The following is a 26056-nucleotide window of genomic DNA, read 5'->3' on the forward strand; positions in this document are numbered from 1 at the left end:
CAATAGGTTGAGTATGCAAATTGCACAAATTTTAGATGAGTTAAAGCAACAAGATAATTTTAGAATTCTACGCTCATTAGGGCATGAGGGAAAATATGTCGTTTATAATGGGCAAAAATTGCTAAATTTAGCAAGCAATGATTATTTAAATTTAAGTAATGAAAAAGCATTAAAGCAAGATTTTTTAACACATTTAAAAGAATTTGAATTTTCTAGTTCAAGTTCAAGAAGCTTGAGTGGAAATTATGCGATTTTTGATGAATTTGAAAGCTTTTTAGAAGCTAAGTTAGGCAGAAAAATCTTGCATTTTAACAATGGCTATGCCTTAAATGTTAGCTGTTTGCAAGCTTTAGCAAGCATTAAAAATACTTTATTTTTAGCAGATAAGCAAGTACATGCAAGTATTATTGATGGTTTAAGGCTTGGCGGGGCTAAATTTATAAGATTTAAGCACAATGATATAAAGCATTTGCAAAGCTTAGTGCAAAAACATTATAAAGAATTGGAAAATATTATCATCGTAAGTGAAGCACTATTTAGCATGGATGGAGATTTTGCGCCTATAAAAGAATTCATAAATTTAAAAAAAGAGTTTAAAAATATCAAAATTTATATCGACGAAGCTCATAGCATAGGGTGCTTTAATGATGATGGTTTGGGTTATGTGAGATTTTTGGGCTTAGAAAAGGAAGTGGATTTTTTAGTTTTTACCTTTGGTAAGGCTATAGCTTCTATGGGAGCTTGCATGATAAGTAATGAAAAAGATTTTTTTATCAATAAAGCAAGAGCTTTTATATACTCAACTGCCATTGCGCCTATTAATGTAGCTTGGACTTTGCATGTTTTTAAGCATTTGTATGAATTTAGTGCTCAAAGAAAAGAGCTTTTAGAATTAAGTGCTTGGTTTAAAAATGCTTTAGCAAGTAAAGGTGCAGTTTTAGGCGAGGCTTATGTGATATCTTTTATTTTAGGGCAAAATGCACTAGCTAGTGAAATTTCACAAAAGCTTTTAGAAAATGGTATTTTCGCACCTGCTATTAAAGAGCCAACCGTGGCTAAAAATACAGCTAGAATTCGCTTTTCTTTGCATGCTGGTTTAGTGAAAAAAGACTTAGAAAAGGTTTTGGAGGTATTTTGAAAACTCATTTTTTACATGAAAATGCAAATTCATCTGAGTTGATTTTATTTTTTTCAGGATTTTGCTCGCATTTTAGCCATTTTACGCATTTAAAAAGTGATGTAAATGTTTTAATGGTGTATGATTATACGAGTTTTGGTTGGGAATTTGATCTTAATAAATTTGAAAAAATCACTCTTGTTGGCTTTTCTATGGGAGTTTGCGTGGCGAGTAAAATTTTAAAAGATATAAAATTTGATAAAAAAATAGCCATAAATGGCACAAATTTACCTATAGATGATGAATTTGGGATTAAAAAAGCCATTTTTAAACTTACGATGAAAAGGTTTGCTTTAGAGGATTTTAAAGCAAATTTGCTTGAAAAAAGAATGAATTTAAGTGATGAGTTTTACTTTGAAAAAAACGAGCATTTAAAAGCAGAACTTTTAAGTTTATATGAGTTTTGCACTAAAGATTTAAATGAAAATTTTACTTGGGATAAAGCTATAATTAGCAAAGAGGATAAGATCTTTCCACCAAAACATGTTTTAAATTTTTTTAAAGAAAAGGCAATGTTTATCGATGAGCCACATTTTGCATTTTTTAAATACCACACTTGGGAAGAGCTTTGCAAACTTTCATAAGAGCAAAAGATACTTATAGTGCAAATACACCAGTGCAAAAAGACATGGCTAAAGAGCTTTGTAAAATGCTTAGTGAGAATGATTTGAGCGATTTTAAAGTGGTATTTGAGTTTGGCTGTGGAGTAGGGGTTTTTAGTAAGGCTTTGCAAGAGTGTATTAAATTTAAGCATTATTTTTTAAATGATATTTATCCTTTTGAAAATCCTTGTAAGTTTGATGAATTTGGTGTTTTTGATATGAATGAACTTAAAAATCATCATTTTTATACGAAAAAATTTGATCTTATAGCTTCAAATGCTTGTATGCAGTGGCTAAAGATAGATGAGCTTTTAGAAAATTTTGCAAATATGTTAAATAAAAATGGGATTTTGCTTTTTTCTACTTTTGGAGAAAAAAATTTCACTCAAATAAAACAAAGCACTAATTTATCACTTGAGTATTTAACTTTAGAGCAAATTAGGCAAAAACTTTCTAAAAATTTTAAGATCATAAAAGCAAAAGAAGAATTAAAAGAGTTAAAATTTGATGATACTTTGGAGCTTTTTAGGCATTTGAAACTAAGTGGGGTAAATGCTTTGAGTGAAAAATTTTTCATAGGCAAGGCATTTTTAAAAAACTATGAAAAAGAATTTCAAAATACCTTGACTTATCATCCTTTATTTTTTCTAGTTAGAAAACTATAATCGCTAATGTTTTAAGTAAAATGGATAGGTAAAAAATATCAAATGGATTAAATTTAATCCATAGTGAAACAATATGCTCATCCATAAGCTTTTTGAGTGTTTATAAGCTAAGCCATAAATCACGCCTGCAACACTAGCAAATACAATCATCAAAACACCGCTTTTATAATGCACTAATCCAAAAGCTATGCTTGCGATTAATAAAGCAAGATTGGGGTGAATAAATTGTGTAAGTCTTTGTTGGAGATAACCTCTAAAAAAAGCTTCTTCTACTAAAGCAACTAACAAAAGATTTGAAAATAAAAAATATAAAATCCATGATGGTATGCTTATTTCTAGTTTGATAACACCCAAATACCAAGGCACGCACAGCAAAAGAATAGGAGATAAAAGCAATAAGCTCCATTTTAGCACTGAAGCTTTGGTGTAGTTTGTGTTTTTAAATAAAATAGGAAAAAGTATAAAAAGTATAAAAACCCCTAGTGGCTTGTCAATACTAAAGTAAAGATTAAAAGGTGCGCTATTTGTGCTTGCATAAACTTGATCTAAAACTTTGATGTTATTTACACCAGGGATAAAATGAAGAAATAAAGCTAAAGCATAGATAAATAATGCTATTTCTAATATGAAAATTTTTTTATACTGATACAATATAGCCGTTATAAAAACTAATACATTAATCACTATAAAAGTTATATCTATAATTTTAAATACATATCCCAACAAGACTGAAAAGAGTAAAAAAATATACGAAATTTTGACTTTATCAAATGAAAGCAATATCAAAGAAATAGCCAAAAAAAGATGAGTGCTTAAAGCTAACATATAAAATCCTTGTTTATAATTGATCTAGATATAGTTTTACTACTTCTTCTCTTAGATAAAGCTTTTTTAAATCATTTACATTTATATATTTAAGACAAAAGCGTAAATTTTGTTACTTTTTATAAAACTTACAATTTGTCTATATTGTTTTAAATTCTAGTTTGTGTTTTCACTTAGCTTGATGATATTTATAATTTTTACCTTTGTAGTGAAAAATTTATTATTATCTTTTATAATACCTTTATTGAGTGTAATTAAGACATTGAAAATTTTAAAGTAGAAGCAGATAAAATGCATTTTATTTGCTTTTTTAAAATCGTTTTATTTTCTTTTCATGAAAAATTTTTTTAATTCTTGTTGATCTCTTATAGCAATGTTTTCTTTGATGATTTTAAATCCTGCTCTTAAAAAGAAATTTTTAGCACTAAGGCTAGCAAAAGTATAAATTTCACTATAAGGGTAGTTTTTAAGAGCAAATTTTAATAAAGCTTTGCCATAACCTTGATGAGCATAGCTTGCATGAGTAAAGCAAAGATCGAGCGTTTTTTCTTCTAAATTTGTACTTATAAAAGATATGATTTGGCCTTTTTCTTCATAAACAAAGCCTAGTTGATTTTGAAATTTTTCCTCCCAAGCTTTTTGGTCTATATTAATCCAAGCATGAAATTGTTCTTTTGTGTAATCATTTTTACAAAGAGTAGATACGCTTTATTTAAAAAGCTTGATACAAGAAGCTAAGTCTTTTATGTTAAGCTTTCTTATCAAGCACTTTCCTTAAAGCCAAAGAAGCTAGAGCAAGTCCAAAAGAAGCTGTTACACCCATAAATGAGCCAAGATCTTTACAATGGGCTTCTTCATCTGAAAATACCACATCAAAATCCCCTTTAAAGCCCGATTTTCTAAGTTCATAGCGGAATTTTTTAGCTAAAGCATCGCCATGTGTTTTAAATATGCTTGTCGTTTTAATACGCGTTGGATCAAGCTTTCTAGCTCCACCGGTTGATGAGATAAAAATTTGCTTTTTCAAATCAAGTAAATTAGCCAAAGCAACCTTAGCAGGTATATCATCAATCGCATCGATGATAAGATCAAATTCACTCAAATTAAAACTTTTCAAAAACTCATCATCGATTTTACTGACTATACCTTTAGCATTGTAAATACGCTCAAAAACCTTAGCTTTTTCTTCGCCTATATTTTCACTATGAAGCTGGCGGTTTTGATTAGTAGTTTCAAATTTATCCGCATCAATTAAAGTTAGATTACTAAAGCCACTTCTAAAAAGCGCATCAACACAAATTCCACCAACTCCACCAAGTCCACAAACTAAAACTTTAGTGTTTTGAATTTTGATAAAATTTTCTTCATTAATAAGCCATTTTATACGCGTGTATCTATCCATTTTTCATCCATTTTTTGAGATTTTTCATTTGTTTATAAGCTGTTAGATCAAGCATTATAGGGGTTATTGTGGCATAGCCTTGTTTTAAAAGTGCTATGTCTGAATCTTTTTCATTTTCATGATCAAGATTAGCAGCAGCTAGCCAGTAGTATTCTACACCTCTTGGATTTGTATTTGAGTGTGCTTTATAGCTATAAATTCTTTTACCTGCTTTGCAAATTTTTAAGCCTTGAAAGGCTGTTTTGCTAGAAGGAAAGTTGATATTTAAAAATTCTTTTTTATCTAAAGGAAAGCCTTTTTCAAAGATATTTTTGACTATTTTTTTAGTAAGTTTTAAAGCAAGTTTATAATCAAGCTCTTTTTGATTATCTTTGTAAAATTGCGATAAAGCAATGGCAGGAATTCCATGAAGCACTGCTTCCATAGCACCTGAGCAAGTTCCTGAGTAGGTTATATCCTCGCCTACATTAGCACCTTTGTTAATTCCACTTATGACAAGATCAGGCAAACGCTTTTTATATAAAGCATGTAAAGCTAGATAAATACAATCTGCAGGCGTGCCATCATCAAGCTTGTAAAATCTTTTTCCAACCTTATGAAATCTTAAAGGCTTAGTTAGTGTTATAGAGTGTGAGCATGCTGATTTTTCACTAGCAGGAGCTACTATGGTAATTTTAGCTTTAAAATGCTTTCTTAGCATTTTTATAAGCTTTTTTAAACCCTCACTTTCATAGCCATCATCGTTTGTTATTAAAATTTCTTTCATGTTTTTTCCTTTTTTTAAATTCTAACACAAGTAATACAATATTTTTTTATTACTAAATTGTTTTTTCATTTTTTAAATATTAAAATTATAGTTTTGATTAATTTTTTAAAGGAAAGAATGATGTCAAAACTTTTACTTTTTAGTGCTTCTGGCTATAAAGATAGCGCTTATTTAAGTCATACTAGAGAATTTATAGATGATTTTTTAAAAGAAAATTCCATGAAAGATGAAGAAATTCTTTTTATACCTTATGCGGGTGTTAGAAGGACTTATGATGCTTATGAAGCTAGAGTAAAAGAAGGCTTGAAAAAAGATAATATCAAATCATTACACCATTTTGAAAATTTAAAAGAAGCGATTTTAAATGCAAGGGTTTTTTTAGTAGGTGGTGGCAATAGTTTTATGCTTTTGCATAAATTATATGAAAACGATTTGCTTGAAGTGTTAAAAGAGTGTATTGAAAAAGGGGCTTGTTATATAGGTTGGAGTGCAGGTTCTAACATAGCAGGCCTTAGCATAAAAACAACTAATGATATGCCTATTGTTATGCCAAAAAGTTTTGATAGTTTAGGGGTTTTTCCTTGTCAAATCAACCCACATTTTATTGGCGGGAAAATTCCTGGACACAACGGAGAAAGTAGAGAAGAGCGTTTGGAAGAGTTTTTATTAACTAATCCAAAAGACATTGTTTATGCTATACCGGAGGGTTCTGCATTAAAAGTGCAAGATGATAGCTTAAAAATCATAGGTTATCATGATGTGTTAAAGCTAAGTCATCCTTTTAATGTAGAATATTTAAAAGTCAATCAAATAACTAAAATCTAAAGGAGAAAAATGCAAACTTTTTATCTTTTAGCTGCGATTTTTGGTATTGTGGCTGTGGTTTATTTGCTTATTAAAAAAGTAGAAACAAAAACAGCTTTAATTAGTGTTGGTTTTATTTTATGTTTGATTTCACTTAAGCCCATTGAAGCTTTGAGTGCTTTTACACATGCTATGGTGCAACCTGCTTTGATTAAGGCAATTTGTGCGAGTATGGGCTTTGCTTTTGTGATGAAAGTGACTAAATGTGATAAACATTTGGTTAAAATACTTACAACACCTTTGAAAAATGTAGGATTTTTCTTAATCCCACTTGCTTTTATGGTGACTTTTTTTATCGCTATAGCTATACCTTCAGCGGCAGGATGTTCAGCTGCAGTTGGTGCGACTTTAATACCACTTTTAATGGCTTCGGGTATAAAACCTGCCATGGCAGCAGCAACAGTACTTTGTGGAACTATAGGAGGAATTTTAAGTCCAGGTGTTTCTCATACGGCTTTGATTTCTGAAATTTCAGGGAAAAATATACAAGAAATTGTTTTAACTCAAACTCCAAATGCATTAACAGCAGGAGTGATAGTGATGATTTCTTTGATGATTATGGCAGTGATTTTTAAAGATTATCAAAAAGGGCAAGTTTTTGAAGTGGCTAATCAAAACAAGACTGAAGATAATATTGAAAAAGTAAATGCATTTTATGCGCTTATGCCTTTAGTGCCTTTGATTGTACTAATTATAGGCGCAAGTCCTTTAAATGATTATGAGTTTTTAACATGGACAAAACAAGTTGGAGTTGCTGAAGCCATGCTTTTAGGGGCGATTATAGCTTTGGTAGTAACTATGAGTAAGCCTGATAATATTTTTAAAGAGTTTTTCAATGGCATGGGAAAATCTTATGCAGAGATTATAGGGATTATCATAGCTGCTAGTGTTTTTGTTGCGGGTTTAAAAGCATGCGGTGTAATTGATATTATCATAGAATGGCTTAAAAATGAACAGCATTATGTGCGTTTTGGTGGAACTTTTATACCATTTTTAATGGCTATGATTACAGGTAGCGGTGATGCTGCTGCTATGGCATTTAACAAGGCTGTAACTATTCATGCTCAAGATCTTGGTTTTGATCAAGTTAAACTTGGTACTGCAGTGGCAATGTCAGCAGTGCTTGGAAGATACCTTTCGCCTATTTTAGGAGCTTGCATTATCGTTTCAGCTATAGCTGGGGTTAGTCCTTTAGAAATTGTTAAAAGAACTGCTTTGGGTTGTGTTGTTTCGGTGGTTGTAATTGCTTTTGTGTTATTATAATTTTAAGCCTTAAAAGGCTTAAATTTATTTTGCGGCTAGGATGATGATTTCTTGTATAACTTTGCTCGCTGCTTTTAAAGATTTAACAGGTAAATACTCATAAATAGAGTGAAAATTATGTGCTCCGGTAAAGATATTTGGACAAGGTAGGCCTTTTTCTGAAAGTACCGCTCCATCGTATCCTCCACGCATAGGAATGATTTTAGTTTTGATATTTAAATTTTCATAAGCTTGTAAAGCAAGTTTAATAGGCAAAGATTTGGTTGTTTTTAGACTATTAAAGACATTTTTATAACGATCGTTAAGTTTAATGTTAATTCTTTCTTCTCCATATAGCTTTTTAAAACTATCGTTTAAATCTTGTAAAAATTGCATTCTTTGTTTGTATTTTTCATCATCAAATTCTCTAATATCTATTTTTAAAATAGTTTTAGCGCTATTTCCCTTGAGTTCTTTAACCCAAAAATATCCTTCTTTATTTTCTGTGTATTCAGGTGCTTCGCCATTTGGAAGCATAGAGATAAATTTATGTGCTAAAAGTAAAGAATTAACTAATTTTCCTTTAGCACTCATAGGATGAGCAGATTTTCCTATAAATTCTACTTCACAATCTCCTGCATTCCAATTTTCATAAATAAATTCTCCTATCTCACAACAATCTAAACAATATCCAAAGTCAGCATTAATTTCTTTTATATCAAAAGCTTTTGCCCCTCTTAAACCTTGTTCTTCATCAGGTAAAAAGCAAGCATAAATATCACCATGCTTAATATCAGGATTTTTAACAAAAAATTCAAGCATATCCATAATAGCTGCAATAGCTGCTTTATCATCAGCTCCAAGCAAGCTTGTGCCATCAGTGTGGATAATATCATCTCCTATGTAGTTTTTAAGCTCTTTAAATTCACTTTCTTTCAAATAAAGATCTAAGTTTTTATTTAAGCATATATCTCCACCTTGATACTTAGTGATTTGTGCTTTGGTGTCATTAGTTTGTTCCATACTTGTATCTAAATGCGCAAAAAAGGCTATTTTAGGAGCATTTGGAGTGTTTGCTGGTAAAAGAGCTGTGGTGATGGTGTTTTCTCTTCTTTTGATGTCCTTTAAACCTAGTTCTTGTAATTCTTTTTCAAGTAATTTTGCAAGCTCCATTTGATTAGGGCTTGATGGCATAATGCCTTTGGCGCCATTTTCTCTACTTGTAGTGGTATTAATCTTAGTGTAATTTATAAATCTTTGTACAATATCCATAATTTTTCCTTTTTAGATTAAAATTAATAAAATTATAACAATTCATTTTTAAAATATTTGATTAATCTAAGAAGATTTTATTAAATGATATTTTCTATCAAAATTTATTTAAAATTATGATAATATATTTAAATTTATATTTTTTAAGGAGAGAATATGCAAAAACTTAGATTTATGATGATATTGAGTGTATTTATAACTTTTTTTATTGGATGTTCTTCTAAAGAAATCAATCCTTTAGGGCGTTCTTTTGGAGAATTTAGCGATGGAGATCCTTTGAAAATAGGTAAAAATCCAACTCCACCGGCTAAACAAAAAACACCAACTTTAGTGGAAGGTAAGAAAATCCCAGCTATACCACTTGAGCCACCTCTTATGAAAGTCAATACTTTTAAAGGAGATAATGCTGTAAAAGGACCATTACCAAGGCTTACATCAAGCAATGGATTTACTTCAAATGCTTTGTATGAAAATATAGGATTTGTAAGCGATTTTGTAACTATTATGAACCCAAATGGAGCTGCACTAACGGTTTGGGCTTTAAATCCAGGCAATTGGATATGGGGGTATAATTTATTTGATAGTAAATCTTTTGGTGATGCAAGAGTGTGGCAACTCATTGAATTTCCAAATAATACTGTGATGATTAAAAATGCAAAAACTTTAACTTGCTTAAATGCTTATGGTAATGGTATAGTACATTATCCTTGCGATCAGACAAATTTTGCACAATTTTGGAGATTATATCCTATGAGCAATGGTGCTTATCAAATTCAAAATTTTGCAACACAACAATGTATACAAACGACAGTTGGAAATGTAATGGAGGAATTTTATTTTGGCTATTATAGTATTTATTTGACACCTTGTTTGAAATCAAAAGAAAAAAATTTAGATAGACAATGGAGCATTAGTGCGCCTGCTTTTCAAACAAGATCGCCTTATGCTTATACGGGAGAGTGATGATGAAAAAGATAGTATTTTTGATTTTTAGTTTTAATTTATTATTTGCTGCTTTGGAAAATTATAATAGTGGTACTTGGAATTTACAAGGTGCATCAGCTTCTACTGAAAGTAAGTGGAATATTAGCATAAGACAGCTTGTAACTGGTGCTAATCCTATGGATATTTTGGCTGTTCAAGAAGCAGGAGTTTTACCAAGCACTGCTATAATGACGCCAAGACAAGTTCAACCCGTGGGAGTTGGCATTCCTATTCATGAGTATGAGTGGAATTTGGGCTCATCAAGTCGTCCAAATTCGGTTTATATATACTACTCAAGAGTTGATGTTGGGGCAAATCGCGTAAATATGGCTATTGTGAGTAGAACGCGAGCTGATGAGGTGATAGTTTTACCACCTCCAACTGTTGCTTCAAGGCCTATTATAGGAATTCGTATAGGAAATGATGCGTTTTTTAGCATACACGCTTTATCAAGAGGCGGTAATGATGCAGGGGCTATTATAAGTGCTGTGGATATGCACTTTAGGAATATGCCACAGGTTAATTGGATGATTTTGGGGGATTTTAACAGACCTCCTGGGACTATTGTAAATTTAATTGATCAGGATTTAAGATCTCGCATTAATATAGTCGCACCTCCTTCTTTTACACAAACAGGCGGCAATACAATTGATTATGCGATTACAGGAAATTCAAGCACTACATCTTTATATAGTCCGCCTAGAATTCTTGCAATCTTAGCTGTAGCAGGACTTAGGACTTTTTTAGCTTCGGATCATTTTCCTGTAAATTTTAGAAGACCTTAGGAGAAGATGATGAGAAAAATTTGTATTTTATTTTGCTTTATTTTAAGTTTTTTAAAAGCTGAAGTTTTATTTGATGATTTAGAAGATTTTACACCTATGTTCGCGATAAGATCTTTAGAAACAGGAATTTCACTTAGTCCTTTTAGATATAGCTCTGAAAAACTAGAAGAGCAAAATTGGTTTTTAAAAGAGATAATTCTTAGCGATGCGTTAAAACAAAAAGATAGATATGCCGTGCAACGCCCTTTTGGCTATGTGCAGTTTATAAACCCTAGAGGTGCTGATGTATGTTTAGCTGTCTTAAGTGAAAAATCTTTTGGAGTGAAATCTTGCAAGCAAGATTTGCAAGATGGGCAAATGCAAACGGTTTTTTCTATCATGCCTACTACAAGTTCAGCTGTGCAAATTAGATCTTTAACTCATGGCGGGGTAAAATGCATGAGTACCTTTTATGAAGCGCGCGTGCCTATAGAAAATCGTTTTGGCTTAGATGATTGCACTGTAAATCCTTCTGTGCCGATAGAGTTAAAAGAGTTATTTTTCTTTGCTCCTGCTATTGTTGAAGCAACTCCGATTTATTAAATTTAACCCGCTTTTGCGGGTTTAAACTCTAAGTTAAAATTTGTTAGAATGTCTTTTTAGTTTTTGTTAGGGAAAAAAATGATTTTTGAAAAACAAGAATATCAAGAAAAGTGCATAAACAACATCATAGAGCTTTTAAAAGATTTTGATTTTAAAAAACAAGATAATTTAAAAGAATGTTTGCAAGAATTTTATAAAACCACAATCTTGCCGGTACAAAATATCACCGATAAGTTAAATTTAGATGTTTTAATGGAAACAGGTACAGGAAAAACCTTTACTTATCTAAATTTGATTTTTGAGCTTAACAAAATTTACAAACAAAATAAATTCATTATTTTTGTTCCAAGAAAAGCAATTTTAGAAAGCGTAAAGCAAAACATAGATCTTACTAGAGAATATTTTTATGTGCAGTATAAAAAACACATAAAAGCTTATTTTTATACAGATGCAAAAAGCCAAAATTCTATCATCAGTCATTATATAAAAAATCAAGATGAGCTTTCAGTGTTGATTTTAACAAATAGTGCTATAGATAAAAAAGATAATATATTAAACAAAAACAATGAAAATTTATTTAATTCAAAAAGTATTTTTGAAAATATCATAGATCTAAAGCCTATTAGTATTATAGATGAACCACATTTGCTTAAAGGTAAAGCCTTTAATGAGTATTTTTCTAGATTAAATTCTATTTATTTTCGTTTTGGAGCTACTTTTCCAAAAGAAAAAGATTATGAGCTTAGCAATTTAGTATATTGTCTTGATTCTATATCGGCATTTAAAGAATATCTTGTAAAGCAAGTTAGAGTAAGTTCTTTAGGAACTCAAAATAAAAATATTTTTTTAAAAGAATATAAAAGAGATTTAGTTACTTTTACTTATTTTTCAAATGGCATAGAACAAGAAATAAAAATCAAAAAAGGCGATAGTTGTCAAATTTTAAATAATGCTATTTTAAAAAGTGTAAAAGAAAATAAAGCGTATTTTGATAATGATATTATCATAGAAAAAAAAGAAAGTTATGTTTTAAGTGAAGAAGAAATCACAGGGCTTTTGCAAAATGCTATTAATTTACACTTTGAAAAAGAAGAAAAATTATTTAAACAAAATATTAAAGCATTAAGCTTATTTTTTATACCAAATATTTTAGATTTTAGAGGCGATAATCCTTTTATAAAAAATAAATTTGAAGAGCTTTATAAAGAAAAAAGAAAACAAATACTTGAAACTAAAATAGACAAATCTTATAGAGAATATTTGGAAAAAGATTTTGATGAAGATGGAAATTTAAAAGTCCATCAAGGTTATTTTAGTGGCGATAAAGGGAGTGCTGATGAAAAAGAAGCTTACGGGGTTAAACTTATTTTAGAAGATAAAGAAAAATTACTTTCATTTGACACTTCTTTGCGTTTTATTTTTAGTGTTTGGGCTTTGCAAGAAGGCTGGGATAATCCAAATATTTTTACCCTTACCAAACTTTCAAATTCTTCTTCGCAAATTAGCATACACCAACAAGTTGGTCGTGGACTTAGACTTTGTGTAAATGATAAAGGCAAAAGAATTACCCATAGTTATTTAGATTTTAATGATAGCAAATTTTATGATATTAATTATCTTGATATTTTAGTTAGTGCAAGAGAATTTAACTATATAGAAAATTTGCAAAAGGAAATTACAAATTCTAGTTTTGCTTTTGATAATAAAATATTAGAAAAAAGTTTTTTAGAAAATCTTTTGAATATAGATTTAGCTAATGATTTGGTCTATATTTTAAAAAAATTAAAATTAATCACTTACAATGAAGAACAAAGTAATTATGAAATAATATCTCCTATATATGAAAACATAAAAGATAATGATGAGATTAAAGAACTTCTAGGTGATAAATTTGAAGTTTTATTAAAAATTCTTAATGAAAACTCCCAAAATAAATACAAGCAAATCATAAATGCAAACAAAGAAAATAAAAAAATAAAAATAAATTCAAATCTAGCTAAAGATTTTAAAGAGCTTTGGGATATTATAAATAAAAAAGCAAATATAGTTTATAAAAATATAAAAGAAAATGAACTTATAGAAACAATAGCAAAAGAATTTAACGCTTTAAAAATAGAAAAAGAAATTTTGTATTATGAAAAGAAAGTTTTTAACGCACAAGAAAATACCATAATCACACAAGAAATTGATATTTTAAAAGAGATTGATTATAAAGCTAGTTTGTATAAAGATATTCATAATTTATTTTTAAATTTTTGTAAAAACGAAAAATTTCCTTTGCAATTTTTGCTAAAGATTTATGAAAAATTAAATAAAACTCAATTTGAAAATTCCCCTAAAAAAGCTTTTGATAGTTTAAAAAACATAATTAAAAATAATCTTCATCATAGTTTATTGCAATGTCTAAGTTATGAATTTTCTTTAAATATTTTTTCAAATTCTTATGAGAATTTAGTAGAAAACGGCAAAATTATAGACAATATAGATATGCAAAAATTAGGACGCTACATAGATGATGAAAAACCAGCTAAAAACTATCTTTACGAAAGTGTGGTTTATGACTCTGATATAGAAAAACAAATTATCAAAGAAAATAACGAAAATATAAGAAAAAAAACCATAAAAGTTTTTGCGAAATTACCAAAATTAAGCATTCCAACTCCATATAAAAATTATGAACCTGATTTTGCTTATTTTTTAGAAGATGATAAAGGTAAAAAAATATTTTTTATATGTGAAAGTAAAGGTTATGATGATGAAAATGATATTTCATCAAATGAAAAGAAAAAGATAGACTATGCAAAAGTATTTTTTAAAAATCTAAATGATAGTTTAAAAAATGAAAATATAGATATTGTTTTTAATACAAGATTAAATAAACAAAAATTCATAGAGTGTATAAAGGAAGTTTTAAATGGTAGATATTAATAATATAAAAAAAGAAAATTTAATCAATACAAAAGAAAATAAAAATGATTTTTTAGAGCATTTAAAACATAATTACCCGCAAACCATAAGTGATAATGTGCCAAATTTAAATGCAATTATGCAACTTTTAGGTTTAAATACTAAAGTCCAAGGTTATGAGCTAACTTTTGCTGGTAAAGCTTTAGCAAATGCTTTATGTAATACTCAAAATACCAATGAATTAAAATTTGAAAAAGAACAGAGTTTAAATTTTGAAAATACCAAAAATATCATCATAAAAGGGGATAATCTTGATGCTTTAAAGCTTTTAAAGCAAAGTTATTATGAAAAAATCAAAATGATTTATATAGACCCACCTTACAATACAAAAAATGATGATTTTATCTATAATGATGATTTTAGAAAAGACTATAAAGAACTTTTAAAACAAACAGGACTTTTAGAAATCGATGAAAATGGAGTTGAGATAGAAAGTGAAACTTTAAGGTTTTTTAATAGTATAAAATCAAGCAAAACTCATAGTGGATGGCTTTCCTTTATGCTTCCACGACTTAAACTTGCTAGAGATTTACTTCGTGAAGATGGAGTGATATTTATAAGTATAGATGATAATGAACAAGCAAATTTAAAAATACTTTGTGATGAGATTTTTGGAGAAGAGAATTTTGTTTCTTGTTTTATTTGGCAAAAAAAGTCAGGTGGAGGGCAAGCAAAATATTTTTATGAAGGACATGAGTATATACTTATATACACAAAAGATAAAATAAATTTAAATGGACTTTTTAAATATAAGGAAAAAGCAGATATTAATAACGATTTAATAAGAAAAGTTCATGGTAAATATAATGGACATCCGAGAATTGTTGAAATTTTAAAAAAATATAAGAAAAAAGTCATAGATCATAGAAATTTAATGTTTGAAGAATTGGATATTTTTTTAAAAGAAAAAATGATTAGTGAAAAAAAATATAATGATATAAAGTCAAAAATTGATAGTGGTGAATATTTTCTACAACAATATAAAGATACAAATTTTCATCTTATTTGTTCTTATCAAGATGATAATTTATCTAAAATGTATTCTATATTTAGTGGATATTGGACTTCAGATGGAAATGAAGAAATAGAAAATATATTTAATGGAAAATTGATTTTTGAAAATCCAAAACCAACTAAATTAATCAAAGAAATATTTTTTGCAAATGCAAAAAAAGATGATATTATTCTAGACTTTTTTGCAGGAAGTGGCACAACAGCACAAGCAGTTATGGAACTAAATGCACAAGATAATGGAAATCGTAAATTTATCCTAGTCCAACTTGATGAAAAGATAGATGAGAAAAAAAGCAAAGTTGCTTATGATTTTTGTAAAAACGAACTAAGTAGTCAAAACCCAGTCATTAGCGATATAACCATAGAAAGAGTTAAAAGAGCAGGCGAAAAAATAGCAAAAGAAAATGCAGATAAAAATTTAGACTTAGGATTTAAAGTGTTTTCTATGGTGGAAAAACCAGAGCTTGTATGCGATGGTAATGATAGTTTAAATTTGATAAATCATGCAAAATTAAGTCCGTATGAAAAGGCGTTAAATTTGGCTTTGCAAGATTGTAAAACCTTAGATAATGATCTAAAAATGATTTTAAAAGATAAAATTTATCAATGCGAACAAAGTTTTTATGTGATAAATTTTGATGATGAAGTTTTAAATTTTTTGAAAAATACTCAAAATGAAAATGTATATATTAATGGCTTTGGAGGTATAGATTTAGAAATTTATTTAAATTTAGAAAGCTTTTTAAAAGAACGCTTGAAAGTGGTGTATTGATATGGAACAAGAAATTATTAAATTTATCAAACAAAAAGATTATGAAAAAATCATTTTTTTGGGCGAGGGTTCGTTTGGTAAGGTTTTATTGATTAGAGATGTTTTTATCGATGAGCTTTTTGTTGTAAAAAAATATGATCCAGATGATATGTTAGATGAAAATGATAAGAAGAGATTTTATAAAAATTTTTTAGATGAGATAAAGATTTTATATAAGTTAAATCATAAAAATATAGTCAGAATTTTTAATTATTATCCTTATGAAAATACTCATACGGCTTATATTATTATGGAGTATATACAAGGGAAAAATATCAAAGAGTATTTTGATGATGAAAATAACTTGGAAAATTTAAATTCTATTTTTATGCAACTAATTGAAGTCTTTGCTTATATAGAAGAAAAAGGCATTATACATAGGGATATAAGAGAAAAAAATATTCTTATAGGCGATGATGGAGTGGTTAAAGTTATTGATTTTGGCTTGGGGAAGATTTTTGATGTAGAAAAAAACGAGGATACTTTAAATTCAATTATAAATAGAAACGATGTTGATACTTTACCAGAAGAGTATTTTCAAAAGGAATATACGATTCAAACTGATATTTATTATTTGGGCGATTTGGTTTATAGGCTTATCAATAACTTGGCAGAAAATAAACATAATTTTAAATATTTTGATATTTTAAATAAAATGATAAAAAAAGAAAAAAAAATTCGTTATCAAAGTTTTGCAGACATAAAGAGAGAGTTAAACAAAGAAAATTTTGTTAATTTAAAAATTAGCCAAGAAGATAAAGCGATTTATAATATTTTTTCAAATTATATTATTGGCTATGTTGATTCTTTTATAGGAGAGCCTGTATTAAATACTGATATAAATGAAATTCTAGGAGAAATTGATAAGGTTATTCAAAGAAATTCTTTTAATGAGTATATTGAAAATAATTCTAAACTTATAAACATAATCATTAAAAATAATTTTTATACACAGCAAAATCCTAGTTGTATTAAGTGCGAGGAATTGGACAAATTTTATAAGTGGTTTAAAGCATTAAATGGCAAAATGCAAAAACTTGTTTTAGATAATCTTGAAGAGAAAATATCTCAAATTCCTTTTACATCAAAAGACGATGATTTTGTCTTGCCTTTTTAATTATATAAACTAAGCAGGTATAAAATTGTAATCAAATTTTATAAACTTATCAAATAATGAAATTAAGACAATGTGAAACTAAAATAAAACTATTAGAGAATTAAAAAATCGGTTATGATATTTCCTTAAGATGTAAGAAAGAGTAAAAAATGAAAACCTTTTTAGTTTGCGCCTTAGAGCCTTCAGCAAATTTACATTTAAAAGAAGTTTTAAAAGCTTATAAAAATGAGTATAAAGAATTTGATTTAGTGGGAATTTATGATGAGAATTTATGTGAAGAATTTAGTTTAAATTCGAAGCCACTTTATAGCTCACATGAGTTTAGTGCTATGGGTTTTATAGAGGTTTTGCCACTCATTTTAAAAGCCAAAAGAGCCATAAAAGAGCTAGTGAGTTTAAGTTTTGCTCAAAAAATTGATGCGATTTTATGTATAGATTCTCCTGCCTTTAACTTACCTTTTGCAAAGGCTTTAAAAAAAGCAAATTCCAAAGTAAAAAGAATTTATTATATTTTACCTCAAGTTTGGGCATGGAAAAAAGGACGCATTCCTATCATAGAAAGTCATTTTGATGTGTTAGCTTCTATTTTACCTTTTGATAGTGAGTTTTTTAGTAAAAGCACTTATGTGGGACATCCGCTTTTAGATGAGATAAAAGAGTTTAAAAATCAAGAAGATATAAATTCTATACTTTCAAAAAAAGATGATGAAAAAATTATTGCTTTCTTACCGGGCTCAAGAAAAAGTGAAATAAAGCGTTTGATGCCTATTTTTAGAGAGTTAAGCACTAAATTTAAAGGTAAAAAAATCCTTTGTGTGCCCGAGTTTAATTTAAAAAGATTAGAAATTTACGGGGAAATGAGTAATTTTGAAATTCAAACTAACACCCCAAAGGTGCTAAAAAATGCTGATTTTGCTTTTATTTGTAGTGGCACAGCTACACTTGAAGCAGCTTTGGTTGGCACGCCTTTTGTGCTTGCTTATAAAGCTAAAGCTATTGATGTATTTATCGCAAGATGTTTTGTAAAACTCAAACATATAGGCCTTGCAAATATCTTTTTGGATTTTGCAGGAAAAAGCGAGCTTAATCCTGAATTTTTACAAGAGCAAGTGAATGTGGAAAATTTATATCAAGCTTATCTTAAATACGATTATAAGGCATTTTTTGATAAAGTAGATTTTTTAAAAGAATATTTGCAATTTGCAAGTGCAAAAAATTTAGCTAAAATACTTTATGAAATCAAATAAGGATAAATCATGCAAAAAGAACCTATGAGTAAATACGGCTATGAGAAATTAGAAAAAGAATTAGAGCATTTAAAAAAAGTTGAACGCCCAAAAGTAGTAGAAGAAATAGACATAGCAAGAAGCCATGGAGATTTAAAAGAAAATGCAGAATATCACGCAGCTAGAGAAAAACAAGCTTTTATAGAAGGAAAGATTGCTGAACTTGGAGATTTGATCTCAAGAGCACAAATCATCGATCCATCTTCTTATGAGCATGATAGTGTGAAATTTGGCTCAACTGTTGTTGTAGAGGATTTAGAAAGTGAAAAACAAAGCACTTATACTTTGGTAGGAGTAAATGAAGGAAATTTAGAAAAAGGCTATATTTCCATTAGTTCACCTATTGCTAAAGCAATGCTTGGTAAAAAAGAAGGGGATGATTTTAAAGTGCGTTTGCCAAAAGGCGAGAGTGAATTTGAAATCATTTCTATAGAATACAAAGCTTTGGAATTTTAATTTTTGCAAAAAATAATTATAAAAGAAAATGCTATTTTTATTGCCGATGCGCATGAAAATAAAAATAGGCGTGGTTTTTGGGAGTTTTTGCAAGCCTTAAAAAATAAAAAAATTCAAACTCCACAGCTTTTTTTAATGGGTGATATATTTGATCTTTTAATTTATGAAGTAAAGGCCACGCATGATTTTGCAAAAGCTTATATAGACTTACTTGAAGAACTTGCGTATGAAATTGAAATCATTTATTTAGAAGGCAATCATGATTTTAATTTAGCTAAATTTTTTAAAAAAGTGAAAGTTTTTAGTATAAAACAACAACCCTTGCTTTGCGAATTTCAAGATAAAACCTTAGTAAAATTAGCCCATGGGGATATTTTTTTAAAACCTTTTTTGCAGTTTTGCTTAAAGAGTTTGAGAAATCATTATTTGCTACTTTTTTTAAATTTTTTAAATGTTATTAGTAAAGAAAGAATTACTCAAAAAATTCTAAAAAATCAAAACAAAAAACAACTTATTAGAAAAATTCCCCATTTTTCTGCTTTAGTAAAAGAGCGTTTAAAGCACTATAATATAGGCTTTGTAATAGAAGGTCATTATCATCAAGATGTATTTTTAAAAAATGAAGATATAAAATATCTAAATTTAGCTACTTTTGCATACAAGGAAAGTTTTTTTATAGTAAAATATGAGCCAGAAATCAGATTTCACAAAATAGAACTTAAGGAGGCATAATGTTTGATGAGAATGTCGTTAAAACAGGTTCAAATGAAATGGAACTTGTTGATTTTCGCATCTTTAAGCAAGGCCACGATAAAGTCTATGAGGGAATTTATGGTGTAAATGTTTCTAAGGTTAGAGAAATCATTAAAATTCCTTTTTTGACTGAAATTCCAGGAGTACCTGAATATGTAGAAGGTATTTTTGATCTTCGTGGCGTGGTGATTCCTGTAATCAACCTAGCAAAATGGATGCAAATTCAAGAACCAGAAATGACAAATATAAAACCTAGAGTTATCATTACTGAATTTAGTAATGTTTTAATCGGTTTTATTGTCCATGAGGCGAAAAGAATTCGTAGAATTAATTGGAAAAATATTGAGCCAGCTACTTTTGCAACAAGTGCGGGTAGTTTAGATAAGGGTAAAATTACTGGTGTAACTAAGATCGAAGGAGATGAGGTTTTACTTATCCTAGATTTAGAAAGTATAGTACAAGAACTTGGAATTTATACCCCGCAAACTGATATTGACGATGATAAAATTCAAAAAATCGAAGGTATGGCTTTAGCACTTGATGATAGTTCAACTGCAAGAAAACTTGTTAAAGATTTACTAAATAAAATTGGTCTTAAAGTAATTGAAGCTAAAGATGGTGTTGAAGGTTTACATAAACTAGAAGAGCTTTATAGTACTTATGGTAGTGATTTAAATAAACATTTAAAAATTATTGTAAGTGATGTTGAAATGCCACAAATGGATGGATTCCATTTTGCAGCAAAAGTTAGAGATGATGAGAGATTTAAAAATATTCCTATCGTATTTAACTCTTCTTTATCAAATGAATTTATGAGTGATAAAGGTGTTAAAGAAGCAGGTGGAGATGGGTATTTAGTTAAATTTAATGCAAGTGATTTCTTTGCTGAAATTTCTCGTATCATAGCAAAACATGAAAAAGGTGAGGAGTAAAAATGGAAGATATTCAAGAAATACTTGAGGATTTTTTAGTTGAAGCCTTTGAATTAGTCGAGCAAATTGATCATGATTTGGTTGAATTAGAAGCAAATCCTGAAGATTTAGAACTATTAAATAGAATTTTCCGCGTTGCGCATACTGTTAAAGGATCATCAAGCTTTTTAAATTTTGATGTTTTAACAAAACTTACTCATCATATGGAAGATGTTTTAAATAAAGCAAGACATAATGAGCTTAAAATTACTCCTGAAGTAATGGATGTAGTTTTAGAATCTATTGATATGATGAAGACTTTATTAAATTCTATTAGAGATAATGGAAATGATACAGCAATCGGACTTGATATAGCTCCAATTTGTGCAAGATTAACCGCAATTTCAGAAGGAGAAAGTTTAGAATCAATTACTCCGGCTAAGGCTGAAGAGCCAAAAGAAGAAGTTAAAGAAGAGCCAAAAGCTGAAGAACCTGAAGTTGATGTAAATAAACTTAGTGATGATGAAGTTGAAGCTGAAATTGAAAGACTTTTAAAAGTAAGAAAAGCTGAAGATCAAGCAAGACGCGCTGAAAAGAAAAAAACTCAAGAATCAACTCCAACCCCAAGTAAGCCAGCTCCACAGGCACAAAATGCAGCAGCTGAAAAAAAGGTCCCTGCAGCAGGTGGTGGAAGCAGTGGTGCAAATATGGATCAAACAATTAGGGTTGAAGTTAAAAGACTTGATCATTTAATGAACTTAATTGGCGAGCTTGTATTAGGTAAAAACCGCTTGTTAAAAATTTATGATGATGTTGAAGAAAGATATGATGGAGAAAAATTCTTAGAAGAATTAAATCAAGTTGTTTCTCAACTTAGTATTGTCACTACAGATATTCAACTTGCGGTTATGAAAACAAGAATGCAACCTATTGCGAAAGTATTTAATAAATTCCCAAGAGTTGTGCGTGATTTAGGCCGTGAACTTGGTAAACAAATGGAGCTTGAAATTTCAGGGGAAGAAACTGAACTTGATAAGTCTATTGTAGAAGAAATTGGCGATCCTATTATGCATATGATTAGAAATTCTTGTGATCATGGTATAGAAGATCCAGCAACGCGTATAGCTAATGGTAAACCAGAAAAAGGAACGGTTAATCTTAAAGCATATAACGAAGGAAATCATATCGTTGTTGAAATTGCCGATGATGGTAAAGGTTTAGATGCTGATGTGTTAAAATCAAAAGCAATAGAGAAAAACTTAATCACAGAGCGTGAAGCTGATCAAATGAGTGATAAAGAAGCATTTGCATTGATTTTCAAACCAGGTTTTTCAACCGCTGCAAAAATCACCAATGTTTCAGGGCGTGGTGTTGGAATGGATGTTGTCAAAACTAATATTGAAAAATTAAATGGTGTGATTGAAATCGATAGTGAGCTTGGAAAAGGCACTGTGATGAAGCTTAAAATTCCACTTACTTTGGCGATTATTCAATCTTTACTTGTGGGAACTCAAGAAGAATTTTATGCTATTCCACTTGCAAGTGTTCTTGAAACAGTTAGAGTGCCAATTGATGATATTTATACCATTGAAGGTAAAAATGTACTTCGCTTAAGAGATGAGGTTTTATCTTTAGTAAGACTTTCAGATGTATTTGGCGTAAAACAAGTGCTTGAAAATACTGATCAAACTTATGTAGTTGTTATAGGTGTGGCAGAAAGTAAGCTTGGTATTATAGTGGATACTTTAGTAGGTCAAGAAGAAATTGTTATCAAGTCTATGGGTGAGTATTTGCAAAATATCCAAGGTATAGCAGGAGCAACTATCCGTGGTGATGGTAGAGTAACTTTGATTATCGATGTTGCTGCTATGATGGATATAGCTAAAGAAATTAAAGTTGATATTAAAGCACAAATTGAATCGCAATCTAAAAAAACAACTAAAGAAAAACCAAGTGATTATACAGTGCTTATAGTGGATGATTCTAAAATGGATAGAAATATCATGCAAAAATCATTAGAGCCACTAGGTGTAAGTATTATAGAAGCAACTAATGGTGTTGAAGCATTAAATACAATTAAATCAGGCGAGCATGATATTGATGCTGTGTTGATTGATATTGAAATGCCAAGAATGGATGGTTATACCTTAGCAGGTGAAATTAGAAAATATTCTAAATATAAAAACCTCCCACTTGTTGCAGTAACTTCAAGAACTAGTAAATCAGACCGCTTAAGAGGTGTGGAAGTAGGAATGACTGAGTATATTACTAAGCCTTACTCTCCAGAGTACTTAGAAAATGTAGTTAGAAAAAATTTAAAACTAGGATAAGAAGATGAATGATAAATTAAACCAGGTTTTGCAAAAACAACAAGCGCAAATTGCAGAACCTGATGTAGATAAAGAAGAGGATATTATTCAGCTTGTTGGCTTTGTGGTAGGAGATGAGGAATACGCTATTCCAATTCTTAATATCCAAGAAATTATTAAACCTATAGAATATACTAGGGTTCCAAGTGTACCTGATTATGTTTTAGGTGTGTTTAATATGAGGGGTAATGTTATGCCTTTGATTGATCTTGCTAAAAGATTTAATCAAGGTAGTTCTAAAATGACTCCTCAAACAAGATATATTGTTTTAAAAGGTATAGCAAATGGCAATCAAACTCCTGCAGGTAATGCAGGCTTTGTGATAGATAGATTAACAGAAGCTATTAAAATTCACAGAAGCAGGATTGATCCGCCACCTGAAACTTTACTAAAAGAAAAAGGTATGATTTTTGGTATAGGCAAAAGAGAAGAAAATATCTTGACTATATTAAAAGCTGAAGCTTTATTAAAGCGTGAGTTTTAATGATAAAGCTTTGTGCCTTTGACTTTGATTCTACGCTAATGGATGGAGAAACTATCGATATTTTAGCGCAAGAATATAATGTTGGTGATGCTGTAAAAGCAATCACCAACAAAGCAATGAATGGTGAGCTTGATTTTTTTGAAAGCTTAAGTTCTAGAGTAGCTTTGCTTGAAGGTATGCCTATAGAGCAGGTAAAGAAATGCTGTGAAAATTTACCTTTGATGAATGGTGCTAAAGAATTATGTGAATATTTAAAAAGTAAGAATATAAAAATAATTGTTTTTAGTGGTGGATTTCACGAAGGAATTGATTTAATACAAAATAAACTTCATTTTGATTTTGGTTTTGCTAACTTTTTACATAGTAAAAATGGTTTTTTAACAGGAAAAGTTGGCGGAGAAATTATGTTTAATAACTCAAAAGGTATTATACTACAAAGACTTAAGAAATTTTTAAATTTAAAAACAGAAGAAATTATGTGTGTAGGCGATGGAGCTAATGATATTTCTATGTTTAAAGAATGTGGATTAAAAATAGCTTTTTGTGCCAAAGAAATTTTAAAATCTCATGCAGATATTTGTATAGATAAGAAAGATTTAAAAGAAATAATAAAGGCAATACAATGAAAAAATTTTCACTATGGTGTGATTTTATAGAAAATGAATTTTTAGATCATGAATTTTTAGATTTAATTTACTCAAAAACAATCAATGGTGCTACCTCAAATCCTGCTATTTTTAAAAATGCGATTTTAAACTCAGCTATTTATAAAGAAAAAATCAAAAAATCAAATCTTAAAGATAAAAAAGCTTTATATGAGTATCTTGCGATAGAAGATATAGCTAAGGCTGCGGATAAATTAGCTATTAATTATTATGAAAATAATGATGGTTTTATTAGTATTGAAATTGATCCAAGATTAAAAGATAATACTAGTCTATCTTTGGCCGAGGCAAAAAGATTATACATGCAAATTGCAAAAGAAAATGTGATGATGAAAATTCCTGCTACAGAAGCTTCTTATGAAGTAATGCAAGAATTAATGAAAAATGGTATTAATGTTAACGCTACTTTGATTTTTGATTTTGAGCAAACTAAAAAATGCTTTGAAGCTTTAAATTTAGGTTTAAAAGAATTTAGAAAAAATAATACCACAGCTAAAAAAGAGCCTCGAGCAGTTATTAGTATTTTTGTAAGCCGTTTTGATAGATTATTAAATAATCAAGTTTTAGATAAAAATTATATAGGAATTCTTACTGCAACAAAGGCTTATAATTATATCATTAAACAAAATGAAACAAATATTAGAGCTTTATTTGCAAGTACAGGTGTTAAGGGTGATGATTTAGAAAAAGATTATTATATTAAAGAACTACTCTATGATAAAGCTATTAATACTGCACCACTAGATGCTATTAAGGCTTTTAAAAGTAAGCAAATTATATTTAAAGAGCCTTTAAAAGATGAGTGTATAGAGAAAAAACTGAATGCAAATATTTCAAAAGATGCTTTAAGTAAAGCTTGTAAAGATTTGCTTGATGATGGGTTGGAGCAATTTTGCATAGCTTATGAAGATATTTTAAAATCTTTATAAACTTATTTAGCTATAATTAGCGTTTATTTTTTTTAGAAAGGAAACAGATGTTAGAAGGTATCGTTAGAGAGAGTATCGGTAGAAAAGCTGCTAAAGCTTTAAAAAGAGATGGTTATCTAATCGCAAACATCTACGGAAAAGGATTAGAAAACATCAATGCTGCTTTTAAAGTAAATGAATTTATTAAAGAAGTACGCAAAAAAACTACTTTAGCTTTTGATGTAAAAGTAGCAGATAAAGTATTAAATGTTGTGGTAGTTGATTATCAAAAAGATCCTGTAACTGCAGAATTAAAACACGTAGATTTAAAAGTAGCACAAAAAGGTGTTATTTCTAAATATATGGTTCCTGTAAAAATCGTAGGAACAGCTATGGGTCTTAAAAATAAAGGTGTTTTAATCCAATCAAAAAGAAGATTGAAAGTAAAATGTGCAGCTGAAAACTTACCAAATTATTTTGAATTAGATGTAACTAAACTTGATGTTGGTGATGCACTTTTAATCCGCGATGTAGTTGTGCCTGAGGGTGTAACTATGGTTGATGCTGATAGAGTAGCTGTAGTTGGCGTAGAAAAAGCAAGATAAAATGACCTTAGTCGTAGGACTTGGTAATATAGGAGAACAATACGCCCAAACCCGTCACAATGTAGGGTTTATGCTAATTGATTTAATTTTGAAAGATTTGCAAACAACAAAGCTTTCAAATGCCAAATTTAAAGGAGAGCTTTTTAAAGGCTCTTCTACTTTTTTTTTAAAACCTTCCACTTATATGAATTTATCAGGAGAAAGTGTAAAAGCTGTTAGTGAATATTATAAATGTGATAGAATCATTGTAATCCATGATGATATAGATTTAAATTTGGGTGCATTGAAATTTAAAATGGGTGGATCAAGCGGTGGACATAATGGGCTTAAAAGTATAGATAATCTTTGTGGCAATGCTTATGAGAGGGTACGCATAGGAGTAGGAAAAGGACAAGATGTAATTTCTCATGTTTTGGGAAAATTTAAACAAGAAGAACAAGAAAGTTTAACTAAGGTTTTAGAACATAGCAAAAAAGCTTTACTTGAGCTTTTAAATTCTGATATAGAAAAAATCGCTTCAAAATATTCTTTAAAAAGTTAAACG

25 protein-coding genes and 2 pseudogenes are annotated in these 26056 nt (G+C 29.2%); 21 read left to right on the top strand and 6 right to left on the bottom strand.

The annotated features are described in order from the left end of the window. Positions 1-13 precede the first annotated feature (13 nt). Genes L8X50_RS04165 through bioC form a run of 3 tightly spaced genes read left to right on the top strand, consistent with a single transcriptional unit; the run spans position 14 to position 2444 of the window. Complete coding sequence (locus tag L8X50_RS04165) at positions 14-1138, top strand: aminotransferase class I/II-fold pyridoxal phosphate-dependent enzyme (protein ID WP_263660466.1); 1125 nt, start codon at positions 14-16, stop codon at positions 1136-1138. Continuing rightward, a complete protein-coding gene (locus tag L8X50_RS04170) occupies positions 1135-1761 on the top strand; it encodes a pimeloyl-ACP methyl esterase BioG family protein (protein ID WP_263660467.1) in 627 nt (208 codons plus the stop codon). The genes L8X50_RS04165 and L8X50_RS04170 overlap by 4 nt, the downstream gene beginning before the upstream one ends. Beyond that, positions 1746-2444 (top strand): malonyl-ACP O-methyltransferase BioC, encoded by a 699-nt coding sequence (gene bioC, locus L8X50_RS04175; RefSeq protein WP_263660468.1) that lies wholly within the window; start codon positions 1746-1748, stop codon positions 2442-2444. The genes L8X50_RS04170 and bioC overlap by 16 nt, the downstream gene beginning before the upstream one ends. Positions 2445-2447: 3 nt before the next feature. On the opposite strand, the gene L8X50_RS04180 is transcribed toward bioC, so the two are convergent. The 5 genes and pseudogenes from L8X50_RS04180 to surE form a co-directional block, all read right to left on the bottom strand. Next, positions 2448-3269: a CPBP family intramembrane glutamic endopeptidase gene (locus tag L8X50_RS04180; protein ID WP_263660469.1), complete on the bottom strand. Its 822-nt coding sequence runs from the start codon at positions 3267-3269 to the stop codon at positions 2448-2450. A 13-nt stretch (positions 3270-3282) separates the two neighbouring features. Then, a pseudogene (locus L8X50_RS04185) lies at positions 3283-3590 on the bottom strand (hypothetical protein); the annotation flags it as partial. Beyond that, a pseudogene (locus L8X50_RS04190) lies at positions 3591-4034 on the bottom strand (GNAT family N-acetyltransferase). Next, positions 4018-4671 carry a ThiF family adenylyltransferase gene (locus L8X50_RS04195; protein WP_220566570.1) on the bottom strand — a complete coding sequence of 218 codons (654 nt, stop codon included), beginning with the start codon at positions 4669-4671 and terminating at the stop codon, positions 4018-4020. Before L8X50_RS04195 ends, L8X50_RS04190 begins: the two are co-directional and overlap by 17 nt. Beyond that, positions 4664-5437 carry a 5'/3'-nucleotidase SurE gene (gene surE, locus L8X50_RS04200; protein ID WP_263660470.1) on the bottom strand — a complete coding sequence of 258 codons (774 nt, stop codon included), beginning with the start codon at positions 5435-5437 and terminating at the stop codon, positions 4664-4666. The genes L8X50_RS04195 and surE overlap by 8 nt, the downstream gene beginning before the upstream one ends. A gap of 120 nt (positions 5438-5557) precedes the next feature. Between surE and pepE the strand changes: the two genes are divergently transcribed. Together pepE and dcuC are read left to right on the top strand one after the other, a co-directional pair. Beyond that, positions 5558-6262, top strand: a complete 705-nt coding sequence (gene pepE, locus L8X50_RS04205; RefSeq protein ID WP_263659505.1) for a dipeptidase PepE — start codon at positions 5558-5560, stop codon at positions 6260-6262. 9 nt (positions 6263-6271) lie between these two features. Continuing rightward, positions 6272-7564 (top strand): C4-dicarboxylate transporter DcuC, encoded by a 1293-nt coding sequence (gene dcuC / locus L8X50_RS04210; protein WP_263660471.1) that lies wholly within the window; start codon positions 6272-6274, stop codon positions 7562-7564. Between the two features lie 24 nt (positions 7565-7588). On the opposite strand, the gene pepT is transcribed toward dcuC, so the two are convergent. Then, on the bottom strand, positions 7589-8815 hold the full coding sequence (gene pepT / locus L8X50_RS04215; protein ID WP_133319528.1) for a peptidase T: 1227 nt from the start codon (positions 8813-8815) through the stop codon (positions 7589-7591). A 156-nt stretch (positions 8816-8971) separates the two neighbouring features. Here pepT and L8X50_RS04220 point away from each other — a divergent pair, with 156 nt between their 5' ends. The 16 genes from L8X50_RS04220 to pth all read left to right on the top strand — a co-directional run bounded on the left by L8X50_RS04220 (position 8972) and on the right by pth (position 26053). Continuing rightward, positions 8972-9778 (top strand): cytolethal distending toxin subunit A/C, encoded by an 807-nt coding sequence (locus L8X50_RS04220; protein ID WP_263660472.1) that lies wholly within the window; start codon positions 8972-8974, stop codon positions 9776-9778. A gap of 2 nt (positions 9779-9780) precedes the next feature. After that, positions 9781-10584, top strand: a complete 804-nt coding sequence (locus tag L8X50_RS04225) for a cytolethal distending toxin subunit B family protein (protein WP_263660491.1) — start codon at positions 9781-9783, stop codon at positions 10582-10584. Between the two features lie 9 nt (positions 10585-10593). Beyond that, complete coding sequence (locus L8X50_RS04230; RefSeq protein ID WP_133319530.1) at positions 10594-11166, top strand: cytolethal distending toxin subunit A; 573 nt, start codon at positions 10594-10596, stop codon at positions 11164-11166. 78 nt (positions 11167-11244) lie between these two features. Next, positions 11245-14094: a DEAD/DEAH box helicase family protein gene (locus L8X50_RS04235; protein WP_220566576.1), complete on the top strand. Its 2850-nt coding sequence runs from the start codon at positions 11245-11247 to the stop codon at positions 14092-14094. After that, on the top strand, positions 14081-15919 hold the full coding sequence (locus tag L8X50_RS04240; RefSeq protein ID WP_220566577.1) for a site-specific DNA-methyltransferase: 1839 nt from the start codon (positions 14081-14083) through the stop codon (positions 15917-15919). Before L8X50_RS04235 ends, L8X50_RS04240 begins: the two co-directional genes overlap by 14 nt. A gap of 1 nt (position 15920) precedes the next feature. Further along, positions 15921-17075 (top strand): serine/threonine-protein kinase, encoded by a 1155-nt coding sequence (locus tag L8X50_RS04245; protein WP_220566578.1) that lies wholly within the window; start codon positions 15921-15923, stop codon positions 17073-17075. 149 nt (positions 17076-17224) lie between these two features. Then, entirely contained in the window at positions 17225-18322 is a 1098-nt protein-coding gene (gene lpxB, locus L8X50_RS04250; RefSeq protein WP_220566579.1) for a lipid-A-disaccharide synthase, read from the top strand. Between the two features lie 9 nt (positions 18323-18331). Further along, positions 18332-18817 carry a transcription elongation factor GreA gene (gene greA, locus L8X50_RS04255; RefSeq protein ID WP_039619215.1) on the top strand — a complete coding sequence of 162 codons (486 nt, stop codon included), beginning with the start codon at positions 18332-18334 and terminating at the stop codon, positions 18815-18817. A gap of 3 nt (positions 18818-18820) precedes the next feature. After that, a complete protein-coding gene (locus L8X50_RS04260; protein WP_220566581.1) occupies positions 18821-19549 on the top strand; it encodes a UDP-2,3-diacylglucosamine diphosphatase in 729 nt (242 codons plus the stop codon). Next, the gene (locus L8X50_RS04265) at positions 19549-20502 is read left to right on the top strand and encodes a chemotaxis protein (protein WP_133319535.1); all 954 of its coding nucleotides are present in this window, start codon (positions 19549-19551) and stop codon (positions 20500-20502) included. Before L8X50_RS04260 ends, L8X50_RS04265 begins: the two co-directional genes overlap by 1 nt. Before the next feature lie 2 nt (positions 20503-20504). Beyond that, the gene (locus tag L8X50_RS04270) at positions 20505-22811 is read left to right on the top strand and encodes a chemotaxis protein CheW (RefSeq protein WP_220566582.1); all 2307 of its coding nucleotides are present in this window, start codon (positions 20505-20507) and stop codon (positions 22809-22811) included. Positions 22812-22815: 4 nt separating this feature from the next. Next, positions 22816-23334: a chemotaxis protein CheW gene (locus tag L8X50_RS04275; protein WP_133319537.1), complete on the top strand. Its 519-nt coding sequence runs from the start codon at positions 22816-22818 to the stop codon at positions 23332-23334. After that, positions 23334-23960: a phosphoserine phosphatase SerB gene (gene serB / locus L8X50_RS04280; protein WP_263660473.1), complete on the top strand. Its 627-nt coding sequence runs from the start codon at positions 23334-23336 to the stop codon at positions 23958-23960. The genes L8X50_RS04275 and serB overlap by 1 nt, the downstream gene beginning before the upstream one ends. Continuing rightward, positions 23957-24928, top strand: a complete 972-nt coding sequence (locus tag L8X50_RS04285; RefSeq protein ID WP_263660474.1) for a transaldolase — start codon at positions 23957-23959, stop codon at positions 24926-24928. Before serB ends, L8X50_RS04285 begins: the two co-directional genes overlap by 4 nt. Positions 24929-24975: 47 nt before the next feature. Continuing rightward, positions 24976-25512 carry a 50S ribosomal protein L25/general stress protein Ctc gene (locus L8X50_RS04290; RefSeq protein ID WP_133319540.1) on the top strand — a complete coding sequence of 179 codons (537 nt, stop codon included), beginning with the start codon at positions 24976-24978 and terminating at the stop codon, positions 25510-25512. A gap of 1 nt (position 25513) precedes the next feature. Next, positions 25514-26053 (top strand): aminoacyl-tRNA hydrolase, encoded by a 540-nt coding sequence (pth, locus tag L8X50_RS04295; RefSeq protein WP_263660475.1) that lies wholly within the window; start codon positions 25514-25516, stop codon positions 26051-26053. The last annotated feature ends 3 nt before the right edge of the window (positions 26054-26056 follow it).

The sequence above is a fragment of the Campylobacter sp. CNRCH_2013_0898h genome, assembly GCF_025772965.1.
In the GTDB taxonomy this organism is placed as follows: domain Bacteria; phylum Campylobacterota; class Campylobacteria; order Campylobacterales; family Campylobacteraceae; genus Campylobacter_D; species Campylobacter_D lari_D.